Source organism: Curtobacterium sp. TXMA1 (assembly GCF_020162095.1).
GTDB lineage: Bacteria > Actinomycetota > Actinomycetes > Actinomycetales > Microbacteriaceae > Curtobacterium.
This window is the reverse complement of record NZ_CP083910.1, coordinates 3,131,788-3,155,230: the sequence shown is the minus strand read 5'-3', so window position 1 is coordinate 3,155,230 and position 23,443 is coordinate 3,131,788. Positions and strand designations below refer to the sequence as shown.

The window sequence follows — 23,443 nt, the reverse complement described above, 5'->3', positions numbered from 1 at the left end:
GTCACTCGCCCGGCAGCGCCGCCGTCGGGTCGGTGAAGAAGTCGGCGTAGGCCGGGTCCTCGACGGCCAGCCAGCCGAGCCGGGCACGCACGAGTGCGTCGAGTTCCGCGGGCGGCAGCAGCCCGCGGCGACGCCACTGCTCGGGGTCCCGGTGCGCCGGAGACCGGGGTGTCCAGGGCATGCGTGACCTCCCTCGTGCCGTGGAACACCACCGGACACCACGCCGTCGTCCGTCGTGCCGTTCGCGCCTACGATGGACGGGTGCTCCTCGCCATCGACACGTCCGCCGGCACCTCCGTCGCCGTCGTCGACCCGGCCAGCGGCCGTGCCGTCGCCGAGCGCAGCACCGACGACTCCCGCCGCCACGCCGAGGTGATCGGGCCGTTCCTGGCCGACGTCCTCGCCGAGGCCGGCATCACCGGCACCGACGTCACCGGTGTCGTGGCCGGCATGGGGCCCGGTCCGTTCACCGGTCTGCGTGTCGGCATCGCCGCCGCCCGCACCTTCGCCGCCGCCCGCAGTGTCCCGCTCCTGCCGCTCGTCAGCCACGACGCCATCGCTGCCGACCAAGCCCAGGACGGACCGTTCGTCGTCCTGACGGACGCACGCCGCCGCGAGGTCTACTGGAGCGCGTACGACCAGACCGGCACCCGCGTCGCGGGTCCGGGACTCGCGAAGCCGGCCGACCTCGACGAGGCGATCCGCGCCTCCCGGGCGGACGCCGTCGACTGGCCTCGCGCGACCACCGCGACCGTCCCGGCCGGGAGGCTCGGGACACTCGCCGCGGACCGGCTCGCCTCCGGCGCGCCCTTCGCCGACGACACCCCCCTCTACCTGCGCGACCCCGACGTCACGGTGCCGGGCGCCCCGAAGCGGGTCGTCCGGTGAGCGGACTCCCCGCTGGGCTGCGGCTGCGCCGCGCGGTGCCGCAGGACCTCGACGACGTCATGTTCCTCGAGCACGCGTCCTTCCCGACCGACGCGTGGTCCTCGTCGCAGATGGCGGGGGAGCTGTGGTCGCCGCACGGGTACTACGTCGTCGTGGAGACGACGGAGGGCGGGGCGCCGACGGTCGTCGGCTACGCCGGACTGTCGTCGCTCGCGGGCAACCCCGTCGCCGACGTGCAGACGATCGCGGTGGCCGCGGAGCACCGGGGCAGGGGCATCGGGAAGGTGCTCTTCACCGAGCTCCTCGACGAGGCCGGACGGCGCGGCGTGCACGAGGTGTTCCTCGAGGTGCGTGCGGACAACCCCGTGGCGCAGGCGATGTACACGGCGGCCGGGTTCGAGCGGATCGCCGTCCGCCCTCGCTACTACCAGCCCGACGGTGTCGACGCGTGGGTGATGCGGGCGGAACTCCCCGTCGCGCCCGGTGCGTCCTCCGGTGTCGGGCCGATCGGACAGGAGACCCTCGGTGAGCGCGACTGAACCCCTGGTGCTCGGCATCGAGACGAGCTGCGACGAGACGGGCGTGGGAATCGTCCGCGGCACCACGCTGCTGGCCAACGTCATCGCGTCGAGCATGGACGAGCACGCCCGCTACGGCGGTGTCGTGCCCGAGGTCGCCGCACGCGCACACCTCGAGGCGATGACCCCGACCCTGCACGAGGCCCTCGACCGGGCCGGCGTCACCCTCGACGAGCTCGACGCCGTCGCGGTCACCGCGGGTCCCGGCCTCGCGGGCGCCCTGATGGTCGGCGTCGGTGCGGCCAAGGCCCTCGCCGTCGCCACCGGCAAGCCCCTGTACGGCGTGAACCACCTGGTCGGGCACGTCGGTGCCGACGTCCTGCGCGCCGACGGCAGCGCGATCGAGCTGCCGACCGTGGCGCTGCTCGTCTCCGGTGGGCACACGTCGCTGCTGCTGGTGCGGGACCTGGTCGGCGACGTCGAACTGCTCGGCGAGACGATCGACGACGCCGCGGGTGAGGCGTTCGACAAGGTCGCCCGACTGCTCGGCCTGCCGTACCCGGGCGGTCCGCAGATCGACCGGGCGGCGGCCGAGGGCGACCCCACGGCGATCCGGTTCCCGCGGGGCCTGACGCTGCCGAAGGACATGGCGCAGCACCGCTACGACTTCTCGTTCTCCGGGCTGAAGACCGCCGTCGCGCGGTGGGTCGAGAAGTGCCGCGACGAGGGGCGCGAGGTCCCGGTCGCCGACGTCGCTGCCTCGTTCCGCGAGGCCGTCGTCGACGTGCTCCTGACGAAGGCGCTCGCCGCCTGCCGGGACACCGGTGTCGACCGGCTGCTGCTCGGGGGCGGGGTCGTGGCGAACGCTCGACTGCGTGCCGTGGCCGAGGAACGCTGCGCGGCGGCCGGGGTGGCGCTGCGGATCCCGCCGTTCGACCTGTGCACCGACAACGGCGCCATGATCGCAGCGGTCGGAGCGCGCCTGGTGGCCGAGGGGCACGCGCCGAGCGACCTCGGCATCGCTGCGGACTCCACGCTGCCGGTGACGACCGTCCAGGTCTGATCGACAGGTCCCGGACGGAGTCTCGGCCCGGTCCTGTCCTCCGTCTCGGGCGCGAGCCCCGGCGCGGAGCGGGCACCGAGGCGGTGTACTCGGCGCCTGAACCCGCTCGCGGCCCGTGTGGGAGGATGCTCAGCAGGCACCGACCGACCGGGTGCCGGGAGGGGTGGACGGTGTCCGATCAGAACCAGTGGCCGAAGCCGGGCGAGTCGAGCGGGGGCGACGACGGTCGAACCCAGCACGACGGGCAGCCGGACGGCCAGCAGTCGGGCACGCAGCAGCCGGACGGTCGGCAGAGCTCGCCGTCCGCGCAGTCGTCGCACGGCAACCCGTACGCGCAGCCGTCGCAGGACCCCCCGTACGGCCAGGGCCAGCAGTCCGCGAACCCGTACACGCAGCCGTCGCAGGACTCCCCGTACGGCCAGGGCCAGCAGTCCGCGAACCCGTACACCCAGCCCCAGCAGTCGTCCGGCAACCCGTACGCGCAGTCGCAGCAGCAGAACCCCTACGCGCCGCAGTCGCAGCAGGGGAACCCGTACGCGCAGCAGCAGCCGGGGAACCCGTACGCACAGCAGCAGCAGTCGCAGCCGGGGAACCCGTACGCCGCCTCGGGTCCCCAGCACAACCCGTACGCGCCGCAGCAGGGGAGCAACCCGTACGCGTCCCCGTACGCCACCGCCGGGTACCAGCCGTACGCCCAGCGCCCGAAGACCAACACCCTGGCGATCCTGTCGATCGTGTTCAGCGGTGCCGCCGGCCTGTCGCTGCTGACCTTCGTCTTCGCGTTCTTCGCGGTGCTCGCCGGTCCGGCGGGGGCGATCCTCGGACACCTGGCACTCGGCAAGACGAAGACGACGGGGGAGTCCGGTCGGGGCTTGGCACTCGCCGGCATCATCGTCGGGTGGGTCGCGACGGGCATCGCCCTGATCGGCATCATCGTGTTCTTCGTGCTGATCGCGGGCTCCGGTGGCGGGTACTCCGACCCGTACGACTACGACTCGGGCGCCTTCATCCGCTGACCCGGAGCGAACCGATCGCGACCGGCCCGCTGCGGCCGACGGTTCCGCGAGCGCGACAGGACCCCGCCGATGATCGGCGGGGTCCTGTCGCTTCCGTGGAGGGGACCGGACGGACGCCCGCGGAGCCCGCGCGCGCCGCCCCGCGGCCTACCCGGCCACGTCGGTGAGCCGCTCGCACAGGAGCGCGGTGTGCCGCCCCTCCAGACGGGTGAGCACGAGCGTGACCGACCGCCGCCCCCGCAGTCGCAACCGCTTCCGGAACTGCGCCGGGTCCACGTCGACGCCGCGCTTCTTGATCTCGACCGTGCCGACGTCCTCCGCTACCAGGCGCGCGGCGAGCTGCTTCACGTCGAGCGGCATGGTGTCGAGCACACGGAACCCCTGCGCGAACGGCGTCGTCACGGCGCGGTCCGAGGTGACGTACGCGATGCCCTCGGACAGCATGCGCCCATCGACCGCGCGGGCCAGGTCCCCGATGAGTCGGGCGCGGATGACCGCGCCGTCGGGCTCGTACAGGTAGGCGCCGACGGGGCCGACCTCGACGTCCTCGGCGTCGGCCGCTCCGGTGAGCTCGGCGGTGCCGTGCGCACCGACGACCGTCGCCGCGCGCCGGACACCCGCGCGCGCGAGGGGCCCGGACCAGAGGACGAGCTCGACGACCTCGCGGTCGACGGAGACCCACTGCGCCTCGAGCGTGTCCGGGATCAGGTCGCGGTCGATCCCGGGCCCGAGCTTGACGCCGGTCGGGGTCGTCGTCGCCGCTGCGAACACGGTGTCGAGCGACGGCGACCAGTCGTCCGGGTCGGCCAGGCGCTTCGTGTTCGCATGTCCCGCCGTTCGTCGCGCGGGGTCCATCCACACGCCGTCGACGCGCGACAGGTCGAACGCGGCCGCGTCGCCGAGCTCGACCCGCGCGTTCGGCCACAGCGCGAGGTTGTGCGTCGCGACCGCGGCCGTCACCTCGTCCCGGTCGACCGCGGTGACGTCGAGGTCGAGCGCCGCCATCGCCATCGCGTCGCCGCCGATGCCGCAGCCGAGGTCGGCGACCCGGGTGAGGCCCGCCGCGGCGAACCGACCGGCGTGCTGCGCGGCGACCTGCAGCCGGGTTGCCTGCTCGAGACCCGCCTGGGTGAAGAGCATCCGTGCGGCGAAGTCCCCGAACTTCGCACGGGCCTTCTGCCGCAGCTTCGCCTGGGTCAGCACGGCGGCGACGAGGCCGGGATCGTGACCCTCGCCCCGCAGCCGGGAGACCACCCGGACGATCTCGCCCCCGTCCGAGACGCCGGGGGTACGGTCGAGCAGGGCCATCCCCCCGGGGGTCAACAGCTGGGCGAGGTCGGCGGCTTCCACCCGACGATCCTCCCAGGTCGCCGGGGAGCCCGACACGTGCTGGCACTCGGATTGACCGAGTGCCAGACTGTCCCTAGAGTTGTGGTTGGCACTCTCCTGTGCGTAGTGCCAACCGGTTCCCATCTGTACCGAGTCAGTACCGAGAAAGAAGAGGTCACCGTGGCCGTCACCATCAAGCCGCTCGAGGATCGCATCGTCATCCGCCAGGTCGAGGCGGAGCAGACCACCGCTTCCGGTCTCGTCATCCCGGACACCGCGAAGGAGAAGCCCCAGGAGGGCGAGGTCGTCGCCGTGGGCCCGGGTCGCATCGACGACAACGGCAACCGCGTGCCGCTCGACGTCGCCGTCGGCGACAAGGTCATCTACTCGAAGTACGGCGGCACCGAGGTCAAGTACTCCGGTGAGGACCTGCTCGTCCTCTCGGCGCGCGACGTCCTCGCGGTCATCGAGCACTGAGCCCAGCAGCTCTCGTCACGAACGCCCCGTCCGGCTCGCAGCCGACGGGGCGTTCGTGCGTCCAGGCCCATCGGTCGGTCGGCCCGTCGGTCGGTCGGCCCATCGGTCGGTCGGCCTGGAGGCGCGCTGTCCGCCCGCAGCGTCGGCACGGCTTCCTAGGATGGTTCCGTGAGTGAACCGACAGCGGCCCGTCCGGCACGCAGCGAAGCCTCCGTCGGTGTGGTCCAGGCGATCGTCGCGTACGGCCTGTGGGGGCTCATGCCCCTGCTCTTCGCCGCGATGTCCCCCGCCGGCGCGTTCGAGATCGTCGCCTGGCGGATCGTCTTCGGCCTGGTCTTCTGCGCCGTGGCGATCGCCGTCACCCGGTCGTGGCTCCGCACCCGCTCCTTGCTCGCCCAGCGTCGGGTGATGCTCGTGATGGGGCTCGCGGCCGTCCTCATCCTGGTGAACTGGACGGTGTACGTCGCCGCGACGACGACCGGCCACACGGTCGAGGCCGCGCTCGGGTACTTCATCAACCCGCTCGTGACGATCGCACTCGGTGTCGTCGTGCTCCGGGAGCGCCTCCGTGCAGCGCAGTGGGCGGCCGTCGGCATCAGCGTCGGCGCCGTCGTCGTCATCGCGGTCGGCTACGGACAGGTGCCGTGGATCTCGCTCGCACTGGCGTTCTCGTTCGGCCTCTACGGCCTGGTGAAGAAGCGGGTCGGCGGCACCGTCGACGCGCTCAGCGGGCTGACGATCGAGACCGTGTGGCTGCTGCCGATCGCGGTCGGGGCACTCGTCGTGCTCGGCGTCACCGGCCTCGGCGGCGGGGTGACGTTCGCGAGCGAGGGGTGGCCGCACGCCCTCGTCACCGTGCTCACCGGGCCGGCGACCGCGGTGCCGCTGCTGCTCTTCGCGTCGTCGGCACGGCGGGTGTCGCTGTCGACGCTCGGACTGACGCAGTACCTGGCGCCGGTGATGCAACTGCTGGTCGGGGTGGTCGTGCAGCACGAGGCGATGCCGCCCGCGCGGTGGATCGGCTTCGGGATCGTCTGGGCAGCGCTCGTGGTCCTGACGGTCGACAGCTTCGTGGCGGCCCGGGCCGCGCGGCGGCGGACGCTCGCACCCGCGGCGGCCGAGCCGGCCTGACGGAGGGGAGCCGCGCCTCCCGTCCGGCCGCCGCTCGTGCCGGGCACCGCATGAGTCCGCTCGCGTGTCCACCCCGCGGAGTGGAACGCAAAAGCGACAGTCCCCCGCCGAAGTTCGGCGGAGGACTGTCGCTTTCGCGGTGGTGTTACTTCGAGACCGAGCCCTGGATGGCGCTCTGGTACACGGGCTTGTTGTCGCCGTCGAACTTGTAGATGCCGATGTAGGCGCTCGACGGGTCGTTCTTGCTGTCGAACGGACCGATGCCCGACGGGCCGGTGTACTGGATGGACTCGCCCTTGTCGAGCAGGTCCTTGCACGCCTTGAACGTCTCGCACTTGGTGCCGCCGTCGGCGCCGGACACCGCAGCCATGTTGGCCTGGATGGTGCCCGAGTCGGTGCCCTTGCCCTTCACCGCGGCCAGCGCGGCCAGGGTGGTGGCGTCGTACGACTCGGCGGCGTACGAGTAGTCGGTGAGCCCCTTGCCCGCGGACTTCTGGTAGAAGTCCGACAGACGCTGCTTCAGCTCGTCCTTCGGGCTGGCGCCGGGGATGGTGCCCTGCGCACCCTCGAGGGTGCCCGGGTCGAAGTCCTTCGAGTAGTCCGCCGTGTTGCCGTCGGACATGTAGATCTTCGACATGTCGGCGTTCTGCGACTTGAGCTCCGGGATGATCGACTTCGTCTCGTCGAAGGCGAGCACCACGATGGCGTCCGGCTTCGCGGCGAGCGCAGCGGTGACCTCGGACGAGAACGTGGTCTGGCCGGGCGGGAACTCCTGGCCCTTGCCCTTGCCGCCGTAGACGACCTGGCCACCCGAGTCCTCGACCGCCTTCTGCACGGTGTCGCGGAGGCCCGTGCCGTAGGTGTCGTTGAAGACCAGGAACGCGACCTTGGCGTTGCCGTCACCGGTGATGAGCTGGCCGAGCGCCGAGCCCTGCACCGAGTCCGGCGGCGCGGTCCGGAAGTAGTGCGACGAGTACCCGGACAGATCGGTCGCGGTGTTCGCCGGCGAGATCTGCACGATGCAGTTGCTCGTCAGCTGGTCGATGACGTTCAGCGTGACGCTGGACGACTCCGCACCGATGACGACCGGCACCTTGGCGTTGACGAGCTTCGTCGCGGCCGAGCTCGACACGGTCATGTCGTTGCTGTCACCCGAGTCGGTCGCGGGGTCGATGCTGACGTCCTTGTCGAGCACGCCACCGGCCGAGTTGATGTCCTCGACCGCGAGGCCGACACCGGCCTCGGCGGGCGGGTTGAGGTACGACAGGGTGCCCGTGAGCGGGAGGATCGTGCCGATCTTCAGCGCGTCGGTGCCCGGCGTGTCGGGGGCCTTGCAGCTCGCCGCCGGGTCCTTCTTCGCACCGCCGGCGGAGGCGGACGAGGTGGATTCGGCGCTGCCGCTGGTGGAACACGCGGCGAGGAGGAGCGCTGCCGCTCCCGCCACTGCCAGTGCCGTGGTGGCACGGGTGGTTCTGGTCATCCGTGGAGCCCTTTCTCTGCGCGGAGGCCCAACCGCATCGGGTCGAGCGCGGTCTCCTCCGCGTGGGTTGCCGAGAAAACTAGGGCCGAAGTGTTTCGCGTGTGTGTCCGAGATCGACACCTGGACGTTTCGTTACACACCCGTGACGAAACTGAGGAGGCGCACGGGAACCCCTGATGAGGAGTCCGTCCGGACGGTGCGCTGTACAGGAGGCGCGGTTCCGGGCGGCCGATGCGGCGCTCGCGCGTACGGTCCGGGCCATGAGCGACGCTGCTTCCACGACCACATTCCGTCCCACCCGCGCGATCGTCACCGGTGCCGAGTCCGGCATCGGGAAGGCCACCGCGGTGGCGCTCGCCGCCGCCGGCATGGACGTCGGCATCACGTACCTGTCCGAGCCGGAGCGCGCCGAGGAGACCGCCGCAGAGGTCCGGCAGGCCGGTCGGCAGGCCTTCGTCGAGCAGATCGACGTGACACAGCTCGACCGGGCGGGTGCCGTGATCGACCGGCTCGTGGCGCAGCTCGGCGGCGTCGACGTCATCGTGGCCGATGCCGGGACGGGCGACAACGCCCCGTTCCTCGACATCACGCTCGAGCAGTGGCGGCACACGGTCGCGACGGACCTCGACGGGGCGTTCGTCACCGTCCAGGCAGCCGCACGGCACATGGTGCGACAGGGCACCGGTGGGCGGATCATCGGCATCACGAGCGTGCACGAGCACCAGCCCCGGTACGGATCGAGCGCGTACGACGCTGCGAAGCACGGCCTCGGCGGACTCCTCAAGACCATCGCGATCGAGCTCGCAGAGCACGGCATCACCGCGAACGCGGTCGCGCCGGGCGAGATCGCGACCCGGATGACGGGCGCCGAGGACGAGGACCCGCACACGATCTCCCGTCCCGGGGTCCCGCTCGGGCGGCCGGGCAACGCGTGGGAGATCGCCGCCGCGGTGGCCTTCCTGGCGTCGCCGGCATCGTCGTACATCACCGGCGTGTCCCTGCCCGTCGACGGCGGCATGCTGCAGATGGGCCCCCACGGCGGCAGCCACATCACCTCCGACGACTGGCGCAGCGCGTAGGCCGCAGCGGCCGTCCGTTCGTCCGTCCCGTCCGTTCCGCAAAACGCAACCTTGGCGAGTGCTCGCAGCGTTGCATCGCTGCGAGCACTCGCCAACGTTGCGTTCCGCGAGGCTGGCTTCGGCGATCGTCGCGTTCCGTCATGCGCCGGTCGGGAGGCCCGCGGTGCGCAACACGGTCTGCAAGCGTCCCGGCGTGCGCACCTCCGACCACCCCCACCGCACGACGCGACGCACCTCCGGCCGGAGCAGCAGCTCGTGTTCGCGGGACTTCTCGCGGCGGACCGCCTCCGGCCCGTCGTACTTCTCGAGACCGTCGAACTCGCCCACGACCCCAGCGCGCGGCCACCAGAAGTCGACACGGAACGGGCCGAACGCCTGCTGCAGGACGGGCGGCGGGAACCCGTCCTCGTCGATGCGGACCCGGCTGACCGACTCACCCGGCGATTCGGCTCGACCGTCGGCGAACCGGAGCGCTCGCCGTGCCCTGGTCATGCCCCGTGGCGTCGGCCACGCAGCGAACGCTCGCCGCAGTTCGTCGACATCGAGCAGATGTCGATGCAGCACGTGATCGAACACCGCGACCCCGTTCTCGTACGAGGTGCTCCGGACGATGTCGACGACGGTCCGCAGGAGCGTGGTCACGCGGCGCCCGTCGAACGTCGTCACCTCGTCAGCCCCGAGTCCGGCGGCGTGCCGCACCACCCGCCGGCCGGAGTGGGTCGTCCCGAGCAGTGGATCGGTGACGTGGACCCGTCGGTCGGGACGGTCGACGTCCGGCAGGTCCCAGAGCAGTGCTGCCGACCGGTGCGAGAGCACGCGCCATTCGCCTACCGTCGTCATCACGGCCTCGAGTCCGACGCGCTGGCGTTCTCGCACGGACGCCGTCTGCCACGCTCTGGCGTCCACGGCGATGCCGCGCGTGACCCGGACCAGTTCGCCCCGTCGAACGGCCTGCTGCAGGGCGTGGTCGTCGGACGTCAGGAGGACCAGGGGCATCGGCTCGTGCATGTGCTCGAGCATCGGCGAGTCCGTCCGCGCGCACGACGCCCTGATCGCTTCTGTGGACAACTGCCCCGCAAAACGCAACGTCGGCGGCCCCTCGCGGCGCTGTAGCGCTGCGTGGAACCGCCGACGTTGCGTTTTGCGGAAGGGTCAGCCGCGGTAGTTCGGGGCCTCGACGACCATCTTGATGTCGTGCGGGTGCGACTCCTTGAGCCCGGCCGCGGTGATGCGGACGAACTTGCCGCGGGCCTTGAGCTCCGGCACCGTGCGACCACCGACGTAGAACATCGACTGCCGCAGGCCGCCGACGAGCTGGTACACGGCGTTCGCGACCGAACCGCGGTAGGGGACCTGACCCTCGATGCCCTCGGGGATGAGCTTCTCGTCCGAGGGGACGTCCGCCTGGAAGTAGCGGTCCTTCGAGTACGAGGTCTTCTCGCCACGGGTCTGCAGCGCGCCGAGGGAGCCCATCCCGCGGTACGCCTTGTACTGCTTCCCGCCGACGAAGACGAGCTCGCCCGGGCTCTCGTCGGTGCCCGCGAGGAGCGAGCCGAGCATGACGGTGTCGGCGCCGGCGACCAGGGCCTTCGCGATGTCGCCCGAGTACTGCAGCCCGCCGTCGGCGATGACCGGCACGCCGGCCTCACGCGCGGCGAGCGACGCCTCGTACACGGCGGTGACCTGCGGCACGCCGACGCCGGCGACCACGCGGGTGGTGCAGATCGAGCCCGGGCCGACGCCGACCTTGACCGCGTCCACGCCCGCGTCGATGAGGGCCTGCGCACCCTGACGGGTCGCGACGTTCCCGCCGATGACGTCGATGCCGGCGAACGACGGGTCGGCCTTCAGCCGGCGGACCATGTCGAGCACACCCTCGCTCTCGCCGTTCGCGGTGTCGACGACGAGGACGTCCACGCCCGCGTCGCGCAGCGCCTCGGCGCGCTGCCAGGCGTCGCCGAAGAAGCCGATCGCAGCACCGACCCGCAGGCGGCCCTCGTCGTCCTTCGTGGCGTCCGGGTACTTCTCGCTCTTGTCGAAGTCCTTGACGGTGATGAGGCCGCGGAGCTTGCCGTCCGCGTCGACCAGCGGGAGCTTCTCGATCTTGTGCTGCGCGAAGATCGCGACGGCGTCCTCGGGGTCGATGCCCTCGGCCGCGGTGATGAGCGGCGCCTTCGTCATGACGTCGCGGACGAGCGTCGTGGTCATCTCGAACGGGGCGACGAAGCGCATGTCACGGTTCGTGATGATGCCGACGAGCGTGCCGTCCGCCTCGACGACCGGCAGGCCGGAGACGCGGAACTGCCCGCAGACGGCGTCGACCTCGGCCACGGTGGCCTCCGGGCTCGTCGTCACCGGGTTCGTGATCATGCCCGACTCGGACCGCTTGACCTTGTCGACGTACGCGGCCTGGTCCTCGATCGACATGTTGCGGTGCAGGATGCCGATGCCGCCCTGGCGGGCCATGGCGATCGCCATGCGGGCCTCGGTCACCGTGTCCATCGCGGCCGACAGCAGCGGGACGTGCACGTCGATGCGCTTGGTGAGCCGGGACGTCGTGGACGCCTCGCTCGGGATGACGTCGGTGTGCCCGGGCAGGAGCATGACGTCGTCGTACGTGAGTCCGATGAATCCGAACGGATCCGGCTGGTCCATGGGTCCCCTTCGTGGGCGAGGTGAAGTGGTGGCACCGGGGCGCGTCGTCGGGTTCCCGATGGGCCATGGTAACGCGCGCGACACGCGGAGCATTCCGGCGTCCCCCGCCGGGTGGACCTGAGGGGCAGCTGTGCACGACGCCGCAGCCGCTTCCTGAGAATCCTGTACCGGCCGGACGGGCGGATCCATGCGGATCGAAGGGGTGTCGGTCACGAAAGCAGCACGATTTGTGCAGGAGACGTGCTGGAAACACGGGGGACACAAAAAATCCCTATGGTCCTCGACTATCCGAACGAGAGGCTCATCCGTGGGTTCCATCACTCCGCCGGGGTCAGCGCTCATGCGCCGGCTCCGCCGTGGGGCACCAGACCGCCGCAAGCGCCTGGTCCTCGCCGCAGTACTCTTCCTCGCTTTCCTCGCCACCTTCGCGGTCGACTGGGCAGTGTCGCCCGCGGCCGACGCGGCGACGAGCAGTCCCTCCGCCAGCAGCAGCCCGAGCACCGGCAGCGCGTCCACTGCCGAGGGCCCCTGTGCCGTCAGCCCGACGAACGGCTGCATCCGGGGCACCATCCTCGACTCCGAGCGGAAGCCCGCGACCGGGGTCGACGTCGACGTCGCCGGACCGGGCGGGTTCGCCCAGACCGCGACCACCGACGACTCCGGGCGCTGGTCCGTCACGGTCACGACCGCGGGGCAGTACACCGTGAGCGTCGACCAGGACTCGCTGCCGAAGGGGCAGTACCTGACCAACGCCGGCGACGCCGAGCGCAAGGTGAACGCGACGCTCAACGCCAACGTCGGACAGATCTTCCAGCTGTCCGACCAGCAGGGCGTGACCACCAGCGACGACACGAGCAGCGTGAGCGCCGCACGGGCCTGGCAGCAGCTCGCCTCGGGCATCCGGCTCGGGCTCCTCATCGCCCTGGCGTCGGTCGGCCTCTCGCTCATCTACGGCACCACCGGCCTGTCGAGCTTCTCGCACGGGGAGCAGGTGACCCTCGGTGGTCTCCTCGCCTACGTCTTCGCGAACCAGCTCGGGTGGAACATCTGGGTCACCGGCATCGTCGTGACGCTGCTCTGCGCCGCGACCGGGTACCTGCAGGACGCGGCGATCTGGCGACCGCTCCGCCGCCGCCGGATCAGCCTCACCCAGCTGATGATCGTCACGATCGGCCTGTCGATCGCCGCGCAGTACGCCTTCCAGTACTTCTTCGGCGCCTCGACCGTCCGCATCCAGCAGGGCAACCCCGAGACGGTGACCTTCGCCGGCCTGACGCTGACCGTGCAGTCCTACGTCGCCATGGGCATCGCGCTCGTCGTCCTCGTCGGCACCGGCCTGTTCCTCGCCAAGACCCGCTTCGGTCGGGCGACCCGCGCGGTGTCGGACAACCCGGCGCTCGCCGCGGCGTCCGGCATCGACGTCGACCGGGTCATCCGCTTCGTGTGGACGCTCGCGGCCGGCCTCGCGGGCCTGTCCGGCGTGATGCTCGGCCTCGTGCTCAACGGCGTGAACTGGCAGACCGGCCTCCAGCTGCTGCTGCTCATGTTCGCGTCCGTGACGCTCGGCGGTCTCGGCACCGCGTACGGCGCCCTCGTCGGCTCGATGATCATCGGCATCGTCGTCGAGCTCACGAACCTCGTGCTGCCGGGCGACTTCAAGTACGCCACGGCCCTCGTGATCCTCATCCTCATCCTGCTGTTCCGGCCGCAGGGCATCTTCGGTCGCGCCGAGCGCATCGGCTAAGGGAGCACCGACATGGACTACATCCTGAACCTGCTGTCCTCGCTGACACAGGAGGCGCTCGCCCCCACCACGGCGGCGTTCGCCCTGGCCGCGATCGGCCTCAACGTGCACTTCGGTCTGACCGGCCTGATCAACATGGGCCAGGCGGCGTTCCTGCTGCTCGGCGCGTACGGCTTCGCGATCTCGATCACGAACGGCCTGCCCTTCGTCATGGCGGTGCTCGTCGCGCTGGCGGTGGCCATCGTCTTCGCGGTCATCCTCGGCATCCCGACCCTGCGGTTGCGCGGGGACTACCTGGCGATCGTGACGATCTCCGGAGCCGAGATCATCCGCATGGTCGGACGCTCCAGCCTGCTGACGACCACCACCGGTGGTTCGAACGGCATCGCCGGCTCGGCCTACCGCGACCCGTTCAACGCACTCAGCCCGCTGCCCGACGGCACCACGAGCATCCTGTGGTTCACGTACTCGAACAACGGGGTCAACGGCTGGTGGATCCGCATCGCCGCCTGGGGCCTCGTGGCGCTCTTCACCCTCGTGCTCTTCCTGCTCATGCGCAGCCCGTGGGGCCGCGTCGTGAAGGCGATCCGCGAGGACGAGGACGCCGTCCGCTCCCTCGGCAAGAACGTCTACTCGTACAAGATGCAGGCGCTCGTCTTCGGTGGTGCCCTCGGGGCGCTGGCCGGCGTCATCTACGTGCTGCCGAGCTCCGTGCAGCCCGACGCGATGGGTCGATCGATGACGTTCTTCATCTGGACCGCGCTCATCCTCGGCGGCGCCGCGACCGTCTTCGGCCCGGTGCTCGGGGCGATCCTGTTCTTCGTCGTGCGGCTCTTCGTCCGCACCCTGGCCGGGGACTTCATCCCCGACTCGATCATGAACGCGCAGCAGGCGGAGCAGTTCTCCTACGTGCTCGTCGGCGTCGCGCTCATGCTCCTCATCGTGTTCCGGCCACAGGGACTCCTGGGCAACAAGAAGGAGCTGTCGTTCAGTGTCTGAGACCTACACCCACACGAAGTCCGACCCGATCCTGACGGTCGACGGCGTCACCCGGCACTTCGGCGGCATGACGGCGGTCGACGTCGACCACCTCGAGGTGCAGCGCGGCACCATCACCGCGCTCATCGGGCCGAACGGCGCCGGCAAGACGACGTTCTTCAACCTGCTCACCGGGTTCGACAAGCCGAGCCCCGGAGCGACGACCCGCTTCAACGGCGACACGCTGCAGAAGACGAGCGCGACGCACATCGCGAACAAGGGCATGGTGCGCACGTTCCAGCTCACGAAGGCGCTCAGCCGCCTCACCGTGATGCAGAACATGCTGCTCGGTGCGCGCGACCAGCCGGGCGAGAACTTCTTCGTCGGCCTGGTCCCGGCGCTCTGGCGGAAGCGCGAGCGCGAGATCACCGCGAAGGCCGAGGACCTGCTCGCGCGCTTCAAGCTCCTCGAGAAGAAGGACGACTACGCCGGCTCGCTGTCCGGCGGGCAGCGGAAGCTGCTCGAGATGGCACGGGCGCTCATGTCCGACCCGACGATGATCATGCTCGACGAGCCGATGGCCGGCGTGAACCCCGCGCTCACCCAGTCGCTGCTCGGGCACATCCAGTCCCTGCGCGACGACGGCATGACCGTGCTCTTCGTCGAGCACGACATGCACATGGTCCGGCACATCTCGGACTGGGTCGTCGTGATGGCCGAGGGCAAGGTCGTCGCCGAGGGGCCGGCGGACACGGTGATGGACGACCGCGCCGTCATCGACGCGTACCTCGGTGCGCACCACGACACCGACCTGGGCGACGACTCGCTCCTCACCGAGGAGACCTACGAGGAGCTGGCCGAAGAGGTGGCGGAAGAAGAAGCGGCGGACGACCACCACAAGGCGGACGACCACCGCAAGCAGGACGAGCAGGAGGCGACCCGATGACCGACGCACCGAACGCAGCGGACGCGAGCCGCGCCTCCAGTCCGGCGACCGGCGGGACCGCCGCGACCGGCGCGACGGGCGCGACCGCGACGATCGACCGTGGCGAACCCGTCCTCACCGCGAAGAACCTCGTCGCGGGGTACCTGCCGGGCGTGAACATCCTCAACGGCTGCGACCTCGACTGCTACCCGGGCGAGCTCATCGGCATCATCGGACCGAACGGCGCCGGCAAGTCGACGCTCCTCAAGGCGCTGTTCGGCCTGGTCTCGATCCGCGAGGGCTCGGTGTCCCTGCAGGGCGAGGACATCACGAACCTCAAGGCGAACAAGCTCGTGCAGGCCGGCGTCGGCTTCGTGCCGCAGACGAACAACGTGTTCCCCTCGCTCTCGATCGAGGAGAACCTGCAGATGGGCCTGTACCTGCGCCCGAAGAAGTTCGCTGAGCGGCTCGAGGTCATCTACGACCTGTTCCCGGTCCTCGGCCAGCGGCGCAACCAGCGGGCGGGTTCCCTGTCCGGTGGTGAGCGGCAGTCGGTCGCGATGGCCCGCGCGCTGATGATGGACCCGAAGGTGCTGCTGCTCGACGAGCCCTCCGCGGGCCTGTCGCCGGTGCGTCAGGACGAGACCTTCATCCGCACACGCCGGATCAACAAGGCCGGGGTGTCGATCATCATGGTCGAGCAGAACGCGCGACGCTGTCTGCAGATCTGCGATCGTGGGTACGTGCTCGACCAGGGGAGGAACGCGTACTCGGGCACCGGGCGCGAGCTCGCCGACGACCCGAAGGTCATCGAGCTCTACCTGGGGACGCTCGCCAAGGACGTCGACTCCGCTCGCTGAGCGGGGTCGACCCGCGGGTACTGCTGTGGGGGTGGTACCCGCACCCCGACGGGGCCGCGCTGGCTGCTGATGCGCCGCGCGGCCCCGTCCTCACGCCGGGTGGTCTGCGGGCAGCCGTTGGGCGCCGTTGGTCGCCGCCCCGAGACGTCGGCGTCCGCCCGAGGCCCCGGCGTCCGCCCGAGACGCCGTGATCACCCCGGGACACCGCCGGATCCGGGGGGCGTCTCGCGCCGTCCGGTGCGTCTCGCGTCGACACCGGCGTCTCACGCGTGCCGCGCCCCCACCCGCGGCCGGCCTGGAGGCACGACCCACCCCCGCCCCGCCGCGCGCGTCAGCACGCCACCGGCTCCCGCCCGTCGGCTAGCGTGACGCACGTGCGCACCCCCGGCCCCCTCGTGCTCGACGCCCTCGTCTGGGTCGTCTTCGCGGTGCTCTTCGTCGGTGCCGCCCTGCTGGTGAAGGTCGCGGCCGCGCTCCTCGTGGTGCTGATCGTGCTGGCGCTCCTGCTCGGGCTCGTCCTGCGGGCGCTCCGGAAGCGACGGGCGCGACCCCGGCGGTGACGATCCCGGTGGCGCGCCCGTCCGACGGGTCCCGCTGCACCGTCCACCCGTCCCACTCCCGGACCCCGCCCGCTAGGCTTGCCCGGTGACTGAAGTCGAGATCGGTGCAGGCAAGCGCGGCCGTCGGGCCTACGCGTTCGACGACATCGCGGTGGTCCCCTCGCGGCGCACCCGCGACCCGCACGACGTGAGCGTGCAGTGGTCGATCGACGCGTTCACGTTCGCATCGCCGATCCTCTCGGCGCCGATGGACTCGGTGTCCTCGCCGGCGACGGTCATCCAGATGGGCAAGCTCGGGATCCTCGGCGTGCTCGACCTCGAGGGCCTGTGGACCCGGTACGAGGACCCGACGCCGTACTACGACGAGATCAAGACCCTCACCGACGGCAACGTCACCAAGCGCATGCAGGAGATCTACTCCGAGCCGGTCAAGGCCGAGCTGATCACCGCGCGCCTGGCCGAGATCCGCGCCGCCGGGGTGCCGGTCGCCGGGTCGCTCAGCCCGCAGCGCACGCAGGAGTTCTCGCAGACGGTCGTCGACGCCGGTGTCGACCTGTTCGTCATCCGCGGCACGACGGTCTCGGCGGAGCACGTCTCCCAGAACCAGGAGCCGCTCAACCTCAAGAAGTTCATCTACGAGCTCGACGTGCCGGTCATCGTGGGCGGAGCCTCGACGTACACCTCGGCGCTGCACCTCATGCGGACCGGTGCCGCCGGCGTGCTCGTCGGCTTCGGCGGTGGCGCTGCCTCGACGACCCGCGCCGCGCTGGGCATCCACGCGCCGATGGCCACCGCGGTCGCCGACGTCGCCGGTGCCCGTCGCGACTACATGGACGAGTCCGGCGGCCGCTACGTGCACGTCATCGCGGACGGCGGGCTCGACACCGCCGGTGACATCGTCAAGGCGATCGCCGTCGGTGCCGACGCGGTCATGCTCGGCACCGCGCTGGCCCGCGCGACCGAGGCCCCCGGCGGTGGCTTCCACTGGGGTGCCGAGGCGCACCACTCCGAGCTGCCCCGCGGCCGCCGGGTCGAGGTCGGCCAGATCGCCCCGCTCGAGAACGTGCTGAACGGCCCGACCCCGTCGTGGGACGGCCGCGCGAACCTGGTCGGCGCACTGCGTCGGTCGATGGCCACCACCGGGTACTCCGACGTCAAGGAGTTCCAGCGAGTAGAAGTGGTCGTGGCGCCGTACCACCAGCAGTGACGGTGGCACCCGTGCTCCCGCGCGGGTGACGCCTCGGCGCTCCCGTGCGCGGAGGCCGGCTCCGTGCGCGCAACCCGCACGGAGGCGACGATGGCCAAGCCAGCCAGCAGCACCACGCAGACCAGCACGGACGCGACGACGGCAGGTGCCGAGAGCACCGTGGACGGCGCTCCGGGAGCGACGTCCACGGGCGTCGGGTTCGACCCGTCCGCGAAGCTCGGACCGGACGAGCGTGCCGCGGCGATCGAGGCACTCAAGACGAAGGAGCTCGACGTCCTGGTCGTCGGCGGCGGCATCGTCGGCGGCGGCAGTGCGCTCGACGCGGTCACCCGCGGCCTGAGCGTCGGCATCGTCGAGGCCCGCGACTGGGGCTCGGGCACGTCGAGCCGCTCCTCGAAGCTCGTGCACGGTGGCATCCGCTACCTCGAGCAGCTGAACTTCGCGCTCGTCCGCGAGGCCCTCATCGAACGCGGCCTGCTGCTGCAGCGCATCGCCCCGCACCTGGTGAAGCCCGTGCGGTTCCTCTACCCGCTCAACCACCGCGTGTGGGAGCGCTTCTACATCGGCATCGGCATGGCGATGTACGACGTCTTCAGCTGGTCGGGCGGCCGTCCGCCCGGGGTCCCGCACCACCGGCACCTCAGCCGCAAGCAGGTCCTGAAGAACATGCCGGGCCTGAAGAAGGACGCCTTCATCGGCGGCATGACCTACTACGACGCCCAGGTCGACGACGCCCGCTACGTCGCGTCGCTCGTGCGCACCGCCGCGTCGTACGGCGCCCACGCCGCGAGCCGGGTCCGGATCGAGGGCTTCATCAAGGTCGGGGAGCGGGTCGTCGGGGCGCACGCGCACGACATCCAGACCGGCGAGAAGTTCGACATCCGGGCGAAGCAGGTCGTGAACGCGACGGGTGTCTGGACCGACGACACCCAGGCGATGGTCGGCACCCGCGGGCAGTTCAAGGTGCGGGCGTCGAAGGGCGTGCACCTCGTGATCCCGCGCGACCGCTTCCAGTCGAACACCGGCATGATCCTCCGCACCGAGAAGAGCGTGCTGTTCGTCATCCCGTGGGGCCGGCACTGGCTCGTCGGCACGACGGACACCGACTGGAATCTCGACAAGGCGCACCCTGCGGCGACCGCGGCGGACATCGACTACATCCTCGAGCACGTGAACAAGGTGCTCGCGGTACCACTCACCCGCGAGGACGTCGAGGGCGTCTACGCCGGCCTCCGACCGCTGCTCGCCGGCGAGTCCGACCAGACGTCGCAGCTCAGCCGCGAACACGTCGTCGCGCACACCGCCCCCGGTCTGGTCGTGGTCGCGGGCGGCAAGTGGACCACCTACCGCGTGATGGGTAAGGACGCCATCGACGAGGCCGTCGCCGCGATGGACGGCAAGATCCCGGCGTCGACGACCGAGGACATCCCGCTGCTCGGTGCCGAGGGCTACCCGGCCGCGTGGAACCGTCGTGGACGGACCGCGAGGCGATTCGGCGTGCACAAGGTCCGGATCGAGCACCTGCTGAACCGGTACGGCACACAGGCGACCGAGGTGCTGCAGCTCGTGCAGCAGGACCCGTCGCTCGCCGAGCCGCTGCCGCAGGCGGACGACTACATCGGCGCCGAGGTCGTCTACGCGGCCTCGCACGAGGGGGCCCTGCACCTGGAGGACGTCCTCGCCCGGCGCACCCGCATCTCGATCGAGGCCTGGGACCGCGGCGAGGAGGCCGCCCCGGTCGCCGCCAAGCTCATGGCCGGGGTCCTCGGGTGGGACCAGGAGACGACCGAGCACGAGGTGTCGAACTACCTGAAGCGCGTCGCCGCCGAGCGCGAGTCGCAGCTGCAGCCCGACGACGAGTCCGCGGACCGCATCCGGCTCGAGGCGCCGGACATCGCGTTCGGCTTCGACGAGGACGACGTCGTGGTCGGCGGCGGCCGTTCGAGCGGCGCCGAGGGCGCGAAGGCGACCGACGAGCAGGTCGAGGGCGAGAAGACGAGCGAACCGCGGTAGGCGACGGACGGCAGGCGCGTGGCGGCCCCGCCCCGCGCCTCCCGTCCGTCACCGGGTCGCGCCCCGCCTGGTCCCGCCCCGTCCCACGAGACGCAACGTGGACGGTTCCGCGCAGCGCTACCCCGCTGCGAGCCGTCGCCGACGTTCCGTGTTGCGGGTGCGGACAGCGGTGAGGAACAAGACGACCGGGATCGCGATGAACGCGGCGAGGCTCGTCAGGTACAGCACGCCCGCCCAGATCGTGTGCGCGCCGCCGCTCGTGCCGAACGTGTCGGCGACGTCCATGCCGAGCCAGAACCCCGACTGGAAGGTCGCGAGCGCGCCCGCGGCGAGGACGCCGAGGTGCATCACGGCGACCACCGTCGCGGGCAGCCGGGCCGCGAGCCCGACGACCGCCGCGGCGAGGGCCAGGACCACCCCGATCGACGCGACGACCACGACGCCCCGGACGTCACCGGCGACGGAGAACCCGGCAGCGCCGACGCGGGCGTGGACCTCGGGCAGGGTCGCCCCGGGCACCGCCGCGAGCGGATCGAGCACGAGCGCGTTGACGGCCAGCAGTGCCGCGTACGCCGCGACGACCACCACCCCGACGACGGCGACGACGATGCGGACGGCCCCCCGTGTGTTCCCCATGGCACGACCGTAGCGTGCGGAATGGCCGGAGCGACCCGGTGGTTATCATCGGGGTACTCACCAAGGGAGCCATCATGGTCGACGTCCATCGCGTCAAACTCCCCGGAGTCGGCGTGCTGCACAGCTTCTACACCGACGACGGTGGCAAGTGCGGTGTCATCACGCACCGGTCGGGGCACTCCGACCTCATCTCGTTCGCCGACGTCTCCGACGGCGCGGACAAGTCCGAGAAGGTCTCGCTCCGCCTGAGCGAGGACGAGGCGCACACCCTCGCCGAACTGCTCGGCGGTACCCGGATCACCGAGGGCCTCGACAAGCTCGACGAGATCCCCGGCCTGTCGATCGACTGGTTCAGCGTCGACTACGAGGACGCCATCGCCGGCAAGCCCCTCGGCGACCTGCACGACTCGGGCTTCATCGGCCTGACCGTCGTCGCGGTCGTCCGCGGCGACAGCGCGAACCCCGCGCCCTCGCCCGACTTCGTCGTGTTCCCCGGTGACACCATCGTCGTCGCCGGCGCACCCGAGAAGGTCGCCAAGGCGTTCTCCTTCTACCGCAGCGGTCAGCTCGCGGCCGCGGCCGCCGAGGCGCCGCCCGGGAGCTAGCGGATGCACCTGGGTGGTGAGCTGCTGACCATCGGCGGCCTGTTCATCATCGCCTACGTCCTCGGACGCCTGGGCAAGACCATCGGCCTGCCCGCCATCCCCATCTACATGGTGGTCGGGCTCATCGCGAGCCCGCACACCCCGTGGATCGGCCTGAACGTCGAGTCGCACACGATCGAGTTGATCGCGACCTTCGGTCTCATCCTGCTGCTCTTCAACCTCGGGTTGGAGTTCGACCAAGAGGAGTTCTACGGCAACGCCGGGAAGCTCCTGGTCTCCGGTGGTACCTACGTCGCGATCAACATGGGGATCGGCTTCGCGTTCGGGTTCTCGCTCGGCTGGGGCACCCGTGAGGCCCTGATCATCGCGGGCATGACGGCGACGTCGTCGAGCGCGATCGTGACGAAGCTGCTCATCGAGCTGCGGCGCCTCGCCAACGACGAGACCCCGATGATCCTCGGCGTCACCGTGATCGAGGACGTCTTCATCGCCATCTACCTGGCGATCGTCTCGGTCGTGCTGTCCGGCGACACGAACCTGTGGGCCGTGGTCGGCAAGCTCGCCCTCGCCTTCGGGTTCCTCGTCGTGATGTTCACCCTCGCCCGGTTCGCCGGCAAGTGGGTGTCGAAGATCTTCGCGACCCGTGACGACGAGCTGTTCACCGTGCTGTTCTTCGGCCTCGCGGTGATGTTCGGCGGCATCGGCGACCTGCTCGGTGTGACCGACGCCATCGGGGCGTTCGTGATCGGCCTGCTCTGCGGTGCGACCCGCTACCGAGACCGCATCGAGCAGCTCGCCCTGCCGATGCGCGACGTCTTCGCGGCGTTCTTCTTCGTGAACTTCGGCCTCGGGCTCGACCTGTCGACCTTCGGCGAGGTGCTCTGGCCGGTCCTCGGCGCGATCGGCATGACGGTCGTGCTGAACGCCGTCGCCGGGCAGATCGTCGCCCGGATGAACGGCTTCGACGTCCAGCAGGGCATCAACACCGCGGTCATCCTGGTGAACCGTGGCGAGTTCGCGCTCATCCTCGCGACCCTGTCGGCTGCCGCCGGCCTGGAGGCGCGGATCACCGCCTTCGCGGGCCTGTACGTCCTCGTGATGGCCGTCCTGGGCCCGCTGCTCGCCGTGAACTCGGACCGGATCGGCCGCCTCGTGGTGCGTCCGGCCCGGGTGGCGCGGCTGCGCCAGCGCCTGCGTACGCGGCTCGGTCGCGGCGGGGCAGGCGCGGTCCCGGCCGGGCCGGCCCTCGACGAGGCGATCGACACCGCTGCCGAGGCTGCCGTGGCCGACCAGGACGCCGCGGCCGCGGCCCGTCGTGCCGAGCGCGACCGGCAGTTCGCCGAGGAGTTCGCCCTCGTGGAGGCTGCGGGCAGGGAAGAGCGCGAGAATGGGTCACCGGAGCCGACGACGAGCGAACCCGTGACGTCGCCGGTGGACGTCCCTGCCGAGCGCCCGAAGCGCCCGGTCCGCCAGCGCGATCCGGAGTACTGATACAGATGTGGGCCGTAGCCCGACGACCGAGGTGGATCGCACTGCTCCTGCTGGCGCTCGTGCTCGCGGGGGTCTTCGCCGGCCTCGGCAAGTGGCAGCTCGAGCGGAGCATCGCGAACGGCAAGCCCCTGCCGGCGACGACCGAGACGCGGAAGTCGCTCGACGACGTCACCGAGCCCGGCCGTGCGGCGTCGGAGAGCATCGCAGGGCAGCGCGTCACCGTCACCGGCACGTTCGTCGCCGGCGACACCACGATCCTGACCGGACGCTCCGGCGGCGGCACCTACCAGGCGATCGGGCACCTCGTCGACACCGAGACCGGCGCGAGCCTGCCGGTCGTCATCGGGTGGGCGGACCAGCGGCGTCAGGCCGAGGCCGGGGGCGAGCGCCTGACCGACGGCCAGGAGCTCACGGTGCAGGGCCGCTACTACCCCGCCGAGTCCCCGGACCAGGACGCCTACAGCAAGGGTGAGTACTCCGCCGTTGCGCCGGCTCGGTTCGTGAACACCTGGAAGGCCTTCGACGACCGGATGTACATCGGGTACGTCGTCGCCGACGGCACCACCGCGAAGGCCGCCGACCTCGGCACCATCGCCGACCGTGCCCCCACGCGCGAGGTCCGCTTCGACTGGCTGAACCTGTTCTACGCGATCGAGTGGGTCGTCTTCGCCGGGTTCGCCGTGTTCCTCTGGTACCGGTTCGTGAAGGACGCCTGGGAGCGTGAGCAGGAGGACGCCCGCGAGGCCGCTCAGGCAGCCGAGCCCACCCCGGTGCGACGGTAGGATCGA

The 23,443-nt window shown here is 71.0% G+C and carries 23 protein-coding genes; 17 read left to right on the top strand and 6 right to left on the bottom strand.

The genetic code is table 11. The features are described 5' to 3' along the window. Position 1 precedes the first annotated feature (1 nt). Entirely contained in the window at positions 2-181 is a 180-nt protein-coding gene (locus LCG91_RS14860; RefSeq protein ID WP_224441873.1) for a hypothetical protein, read from the bottom strand. 80 nt (positions 182-261) lie between these two features. Here LCG91_RS14860 and tsaB point away from each other — a divergent pair, with 80 nt between their 5' ends. From tsaB to LCG91_RS14840, 4 genes are all read left to right on the top strand, one after another. Then, on the top strand, positions 262-888 hold the full coding sequence (tsaB, locus tag LCG91_RS14855; protein ID WP_224441872.1) for a tRNA (adenosine(37)-N6)-threonylcarbamoyltransferase complex dimerization subunit type 1 TsaB: 627 nt from the start codon (positions 262-264) through the stop codon (positions 886-888). Then, positions 885-1,427, top strand: coding sequence for a ribosomal protein S18-alanine N-acetyltransferase (gene rimI / locus LCG91_RS14850; RefSeq protein WP_224441871.1), 543 nt, complete (start codon positions 885-887; stop codon positions 1,425-1,427). Before tsaB ends, rimI begins: the two co-directional genes overlap by 4 nt. Further along, positions 1,414-2,469, top strand: coding sequence for a tRNA (adenosine(37)-N6)-threonylcarbamoyltransferase complex transferase subunit TsaD (gene tsaD, locus LCG91_RS14845; protein ID WP_200884118.1), 1,056 nt, complete (start codon positions 1,414-1,416; stop codon positions 2,467-2,469). The genes rimI and tsaD overlap by 14 nt, the downstream gene beginning before the upstream one ends. A gap of 170 nt (positions 2,470-2,639) precedes the next feature. Then, entirely contained in the window at positions 2,640-3,485 is an 846-nt protein-coding gene (locus LCG91_RS14840; protein WP_224441870.1) for a DUF4190 domain-containing protein, read from the top strand. A 147-nt stretch (positions 3,486-3,632) separates the two neighbouring features. Here LCG91_RS14840 and LCG91_RS14835 read toward each other — a convergent pair whose 3' ends face one another. Beyond that, on the bottom strand, positions 3,633-4,835 hold the full coding sequence (locus tag LCG91_RS14835) for a THUMP-like domain-containing protein (protein ID WP_224441869.1): 1,203 nt from the start codon (positions 4,833-4,835) through the stop codon (positions 3,633-3,635). Positions 4,836-4,994: 159 nt separating this feature from the next. Between LCG91_RS14835 and groES the strand changes: the two genes are divergently transcribed. Together groES and rarD are read left to right on the top strand one after the other, a co-directional pair. Next, complete coding sequence (gene groES / locus LCG91_RS14830; RefSeq protein WP_056121496.1) at positions 4,995-5,291, top strand: co-chaperone GroES; 297 nt, start codon at positions 4,995-4,997, stop codon at positions 5,289-5,291. A gap of 168 nt (positions 5,292-5,459) precedes the next feature. Next, a complete protein-coding gene (rarD, locus tag LCG91_RS14825; protein ID WP_224441868.1) occupies positions 5,460-6,422 on the top strand; it encodes an EamA family transporter RarD in 963 nt (320 codons plus the stop codon). 145 nt (positions 6,423-6,567) lie between these two features. Here rarD and LCG91_RS14820 read toward each other — a convergent pair whose 3' ends face one another. Continuing rightward, complete coding sequence (locus tag LCG91_RS14820; RefSeq protein WP_058727577.1) at positions 6,568-7,902, bottom strand: ABC transporter substrate-binding protein; 1,335 nt, start codon at positions 7,900-7,902, stop codon at positions 6,568-6,570. A 260-nt stretch (positions 7,903-8,162) separates the two neighbouring features. Here LCG91_RS14820 and LCG91_RS14815 point away from each other — a divergent pair, with 260 nt between their 5' ends. Then, entirely contained in the window at positions 8,163-8,981 is an 819-nt protein-coding gene (locus LCG91_RS14815) for an SDR family oxidoreductase (RefSeq protein WP_058727578.1), read from the top strand. A gap of 138 nt (positions 8,982-9,119) precedes the next feature. On the opposite strand, the gene LCG91_RS14810 is transcribed toward LCG91_RS14815, so the two are convergent. Together LCG91_RS14810 and guaB are read right to left on the bottom strand one after the other, a co-directional pair. Further along, positions 9,120-10,001 carry a hypothetical protein gene (locus LCG91_RS14810; RefSeq protein WP_058749461.1) on the bottom strand — a complete coding sequence of 294 codons (882 nt, stop codon included), beginning with the start codon at positions 9,999-10,001 and terminating at the stop codon, positions 9,120-9,122. Between the two features lie 132 nt (positions 10,002-10,133). Then, complete coding sequence (gene guaB / locus LCG91_RS14805; RefSeq protein WP_058727580.1) at positions 10,134-11,636, bottom strand: IMP dehydrogenase; 1,503 nt, start codon at positions 11,634-11,636, stop codon at positions 10,134-10,136. Positions 11,637-11,943: 307 nt separating this feature from the next. Here guaB and LCG91_RS14800 point away from each other — a divergent pair, with 307 nt between their 5' ends. The 7 genes from LCG91_RS14800 (at position 11,944) to LCG91_RS14770 (ending at position 19,923) form a co-directional block, all read left to right on the top strand. Beyond that, the gene (locus tag LCG91_RS14800; RefSeq protein WP_224441867.1) at positions 11,944-13,380 is read left to right on the top strand and encodes a branched-chain amino acid ABC transporter permease; all 1,437 of its coding nucleotides are present in this window, start codon (positions 11,944-11,946) and stop codon (positions 13,378-13,380) included. Between the two features lie 12 nt (positions 13,381-13,392). Continuing rightward, a complete protein-coding gene (locus tag LCG91_RS14795) occupies positions 13,393-14,379 on the top strand; it encodes a branched-chain amino acid ABC transporter permease (RefSeq protein ID WP_058727582.1) in 987 nt (328 codons plus the stop codon). Further along, a complete protein-coding gene (locus LCG91_RS14790; protein WP_058727583.1) occupies positions 14,372-15,304 on the top strand; it encodes an ABC transporter ATP-binding protein in 933 nt (310 codons plus the stop codon). Before LCG91_RS14795 ends, LCG91_RS14790 begins: the two co-directional genes overlap by 8 nt. After that, positions 15,301-16,143, top strand: a complete 843-nt coding sequence (locus tag LCG91_RS14785; protein WP_224441866.1) for an ABC transporter ATP-binding protein — start codon at positions 15,301-15,303, stop codon at positions 16,141-16,143. The genes LCG91_RS14790 and LCG91_RS14785 overlap by 4 nt, the downstream gene beginning before the upstream one ends. A gap of 374 nt (positions 16,144-16,517) precedes the next feature. Then, on the top strand, positions 16,518-16,703 hold the full coding sequence (locus LCG91_RS14780) for a hypothetical protein (RefSeq protein ID WP_224441865.1): 186 nt from the start codon (positions 16,518-16,520) through the stop codon (positions 16,701-16,703). Positions 16,704-16,788: 85 nt separating this feature from the next. Further along, a complete protein-coding gene (locus tag LCG91_RS14775) occupies positions 16,789-17,910 on the top strand; it encodes a GuaB3 family IMP dehydrogenase-related protein (RefSeq protein ID WP_224441864.1) in 1,122 nt (373 codons plus the stop codon). Positions 17,911-18,000: 90 nt separating this feature from the next. Next, a complete protein-coding gene (locus LCG91_RS14770) occupies positions 18,001-19,923 on the top strand; it encodes a glycerol-3-phosphate dehydrogenase/oxidase (RefSeq protein ID WP_224441863.1) in 1,923 nt (640 codons plus the stop codon). 117 nt (positions 19,924-20,040) lie between these two features. Here LCG91_RS14770 and LCG91_RS14765 read toward each other — a convergent pair whose 3' ends face one another. Further along, the gene (locus LCG91_RS14765; RefSeq protein WP_224441862.1) at positions 20,041-20,559 is read right to left on the bottom strand and encodes a hypothetical protein; all 519 of its coding nucleotides are present in this window, start codon (positions 20,557-20,559) and stop codon (positions 20,041-20,043) included. Positions 20,560-20,633: 74 nt separating this feature from the next. On the opposite strand from LCG91_RS14765, the gene LCG91_RS14760 reads away from it, so the two are divergent. From LCG91_RS14760 to LCG91_RS14750, 3 genes are read left to right on the top strand one after another with little or no spacing between them, the layout of a single operon-like run. Then, complete coding sequence (locus LCG91_RS14760) at positions 20,634-21,164, top strand: cation:proton antiporter regulatory subunit (protein ID WP_058728934.1); 531 nt, start codon at positions 20,634-20,636, stop codon at positions 21,162-21,164. 3 nt (positions 21,165-21,167) lie between these two features. Next, the gene (locus LCG91_RS14755; RefSeq protein ID WP_224441861.1) at positions 21,168-22,655 is read left to right on the top strand and encodes a cation:proton antiporter; all 1,488 of its coding nucleotides are present in this window, start codon (positions 21,168-21,170) and stop codon (positions 22,653-22,655) included. Positions 22,656-22,660: 5 nt separating this feature from the next. After that, positions 22,661-23,437, top strand: a complete 777-nt coding sequence (locus LCG91_RS14750) for an SURF1 family cytochrome oxidase biogenesis protein (RefSeq protein ID WP_224441860.1) — start codon at positions 22,661-22,663, stop codon at positions 23,435-23,437. Positions 23,438-23,443: the final 6 nt, after the last annotated feature.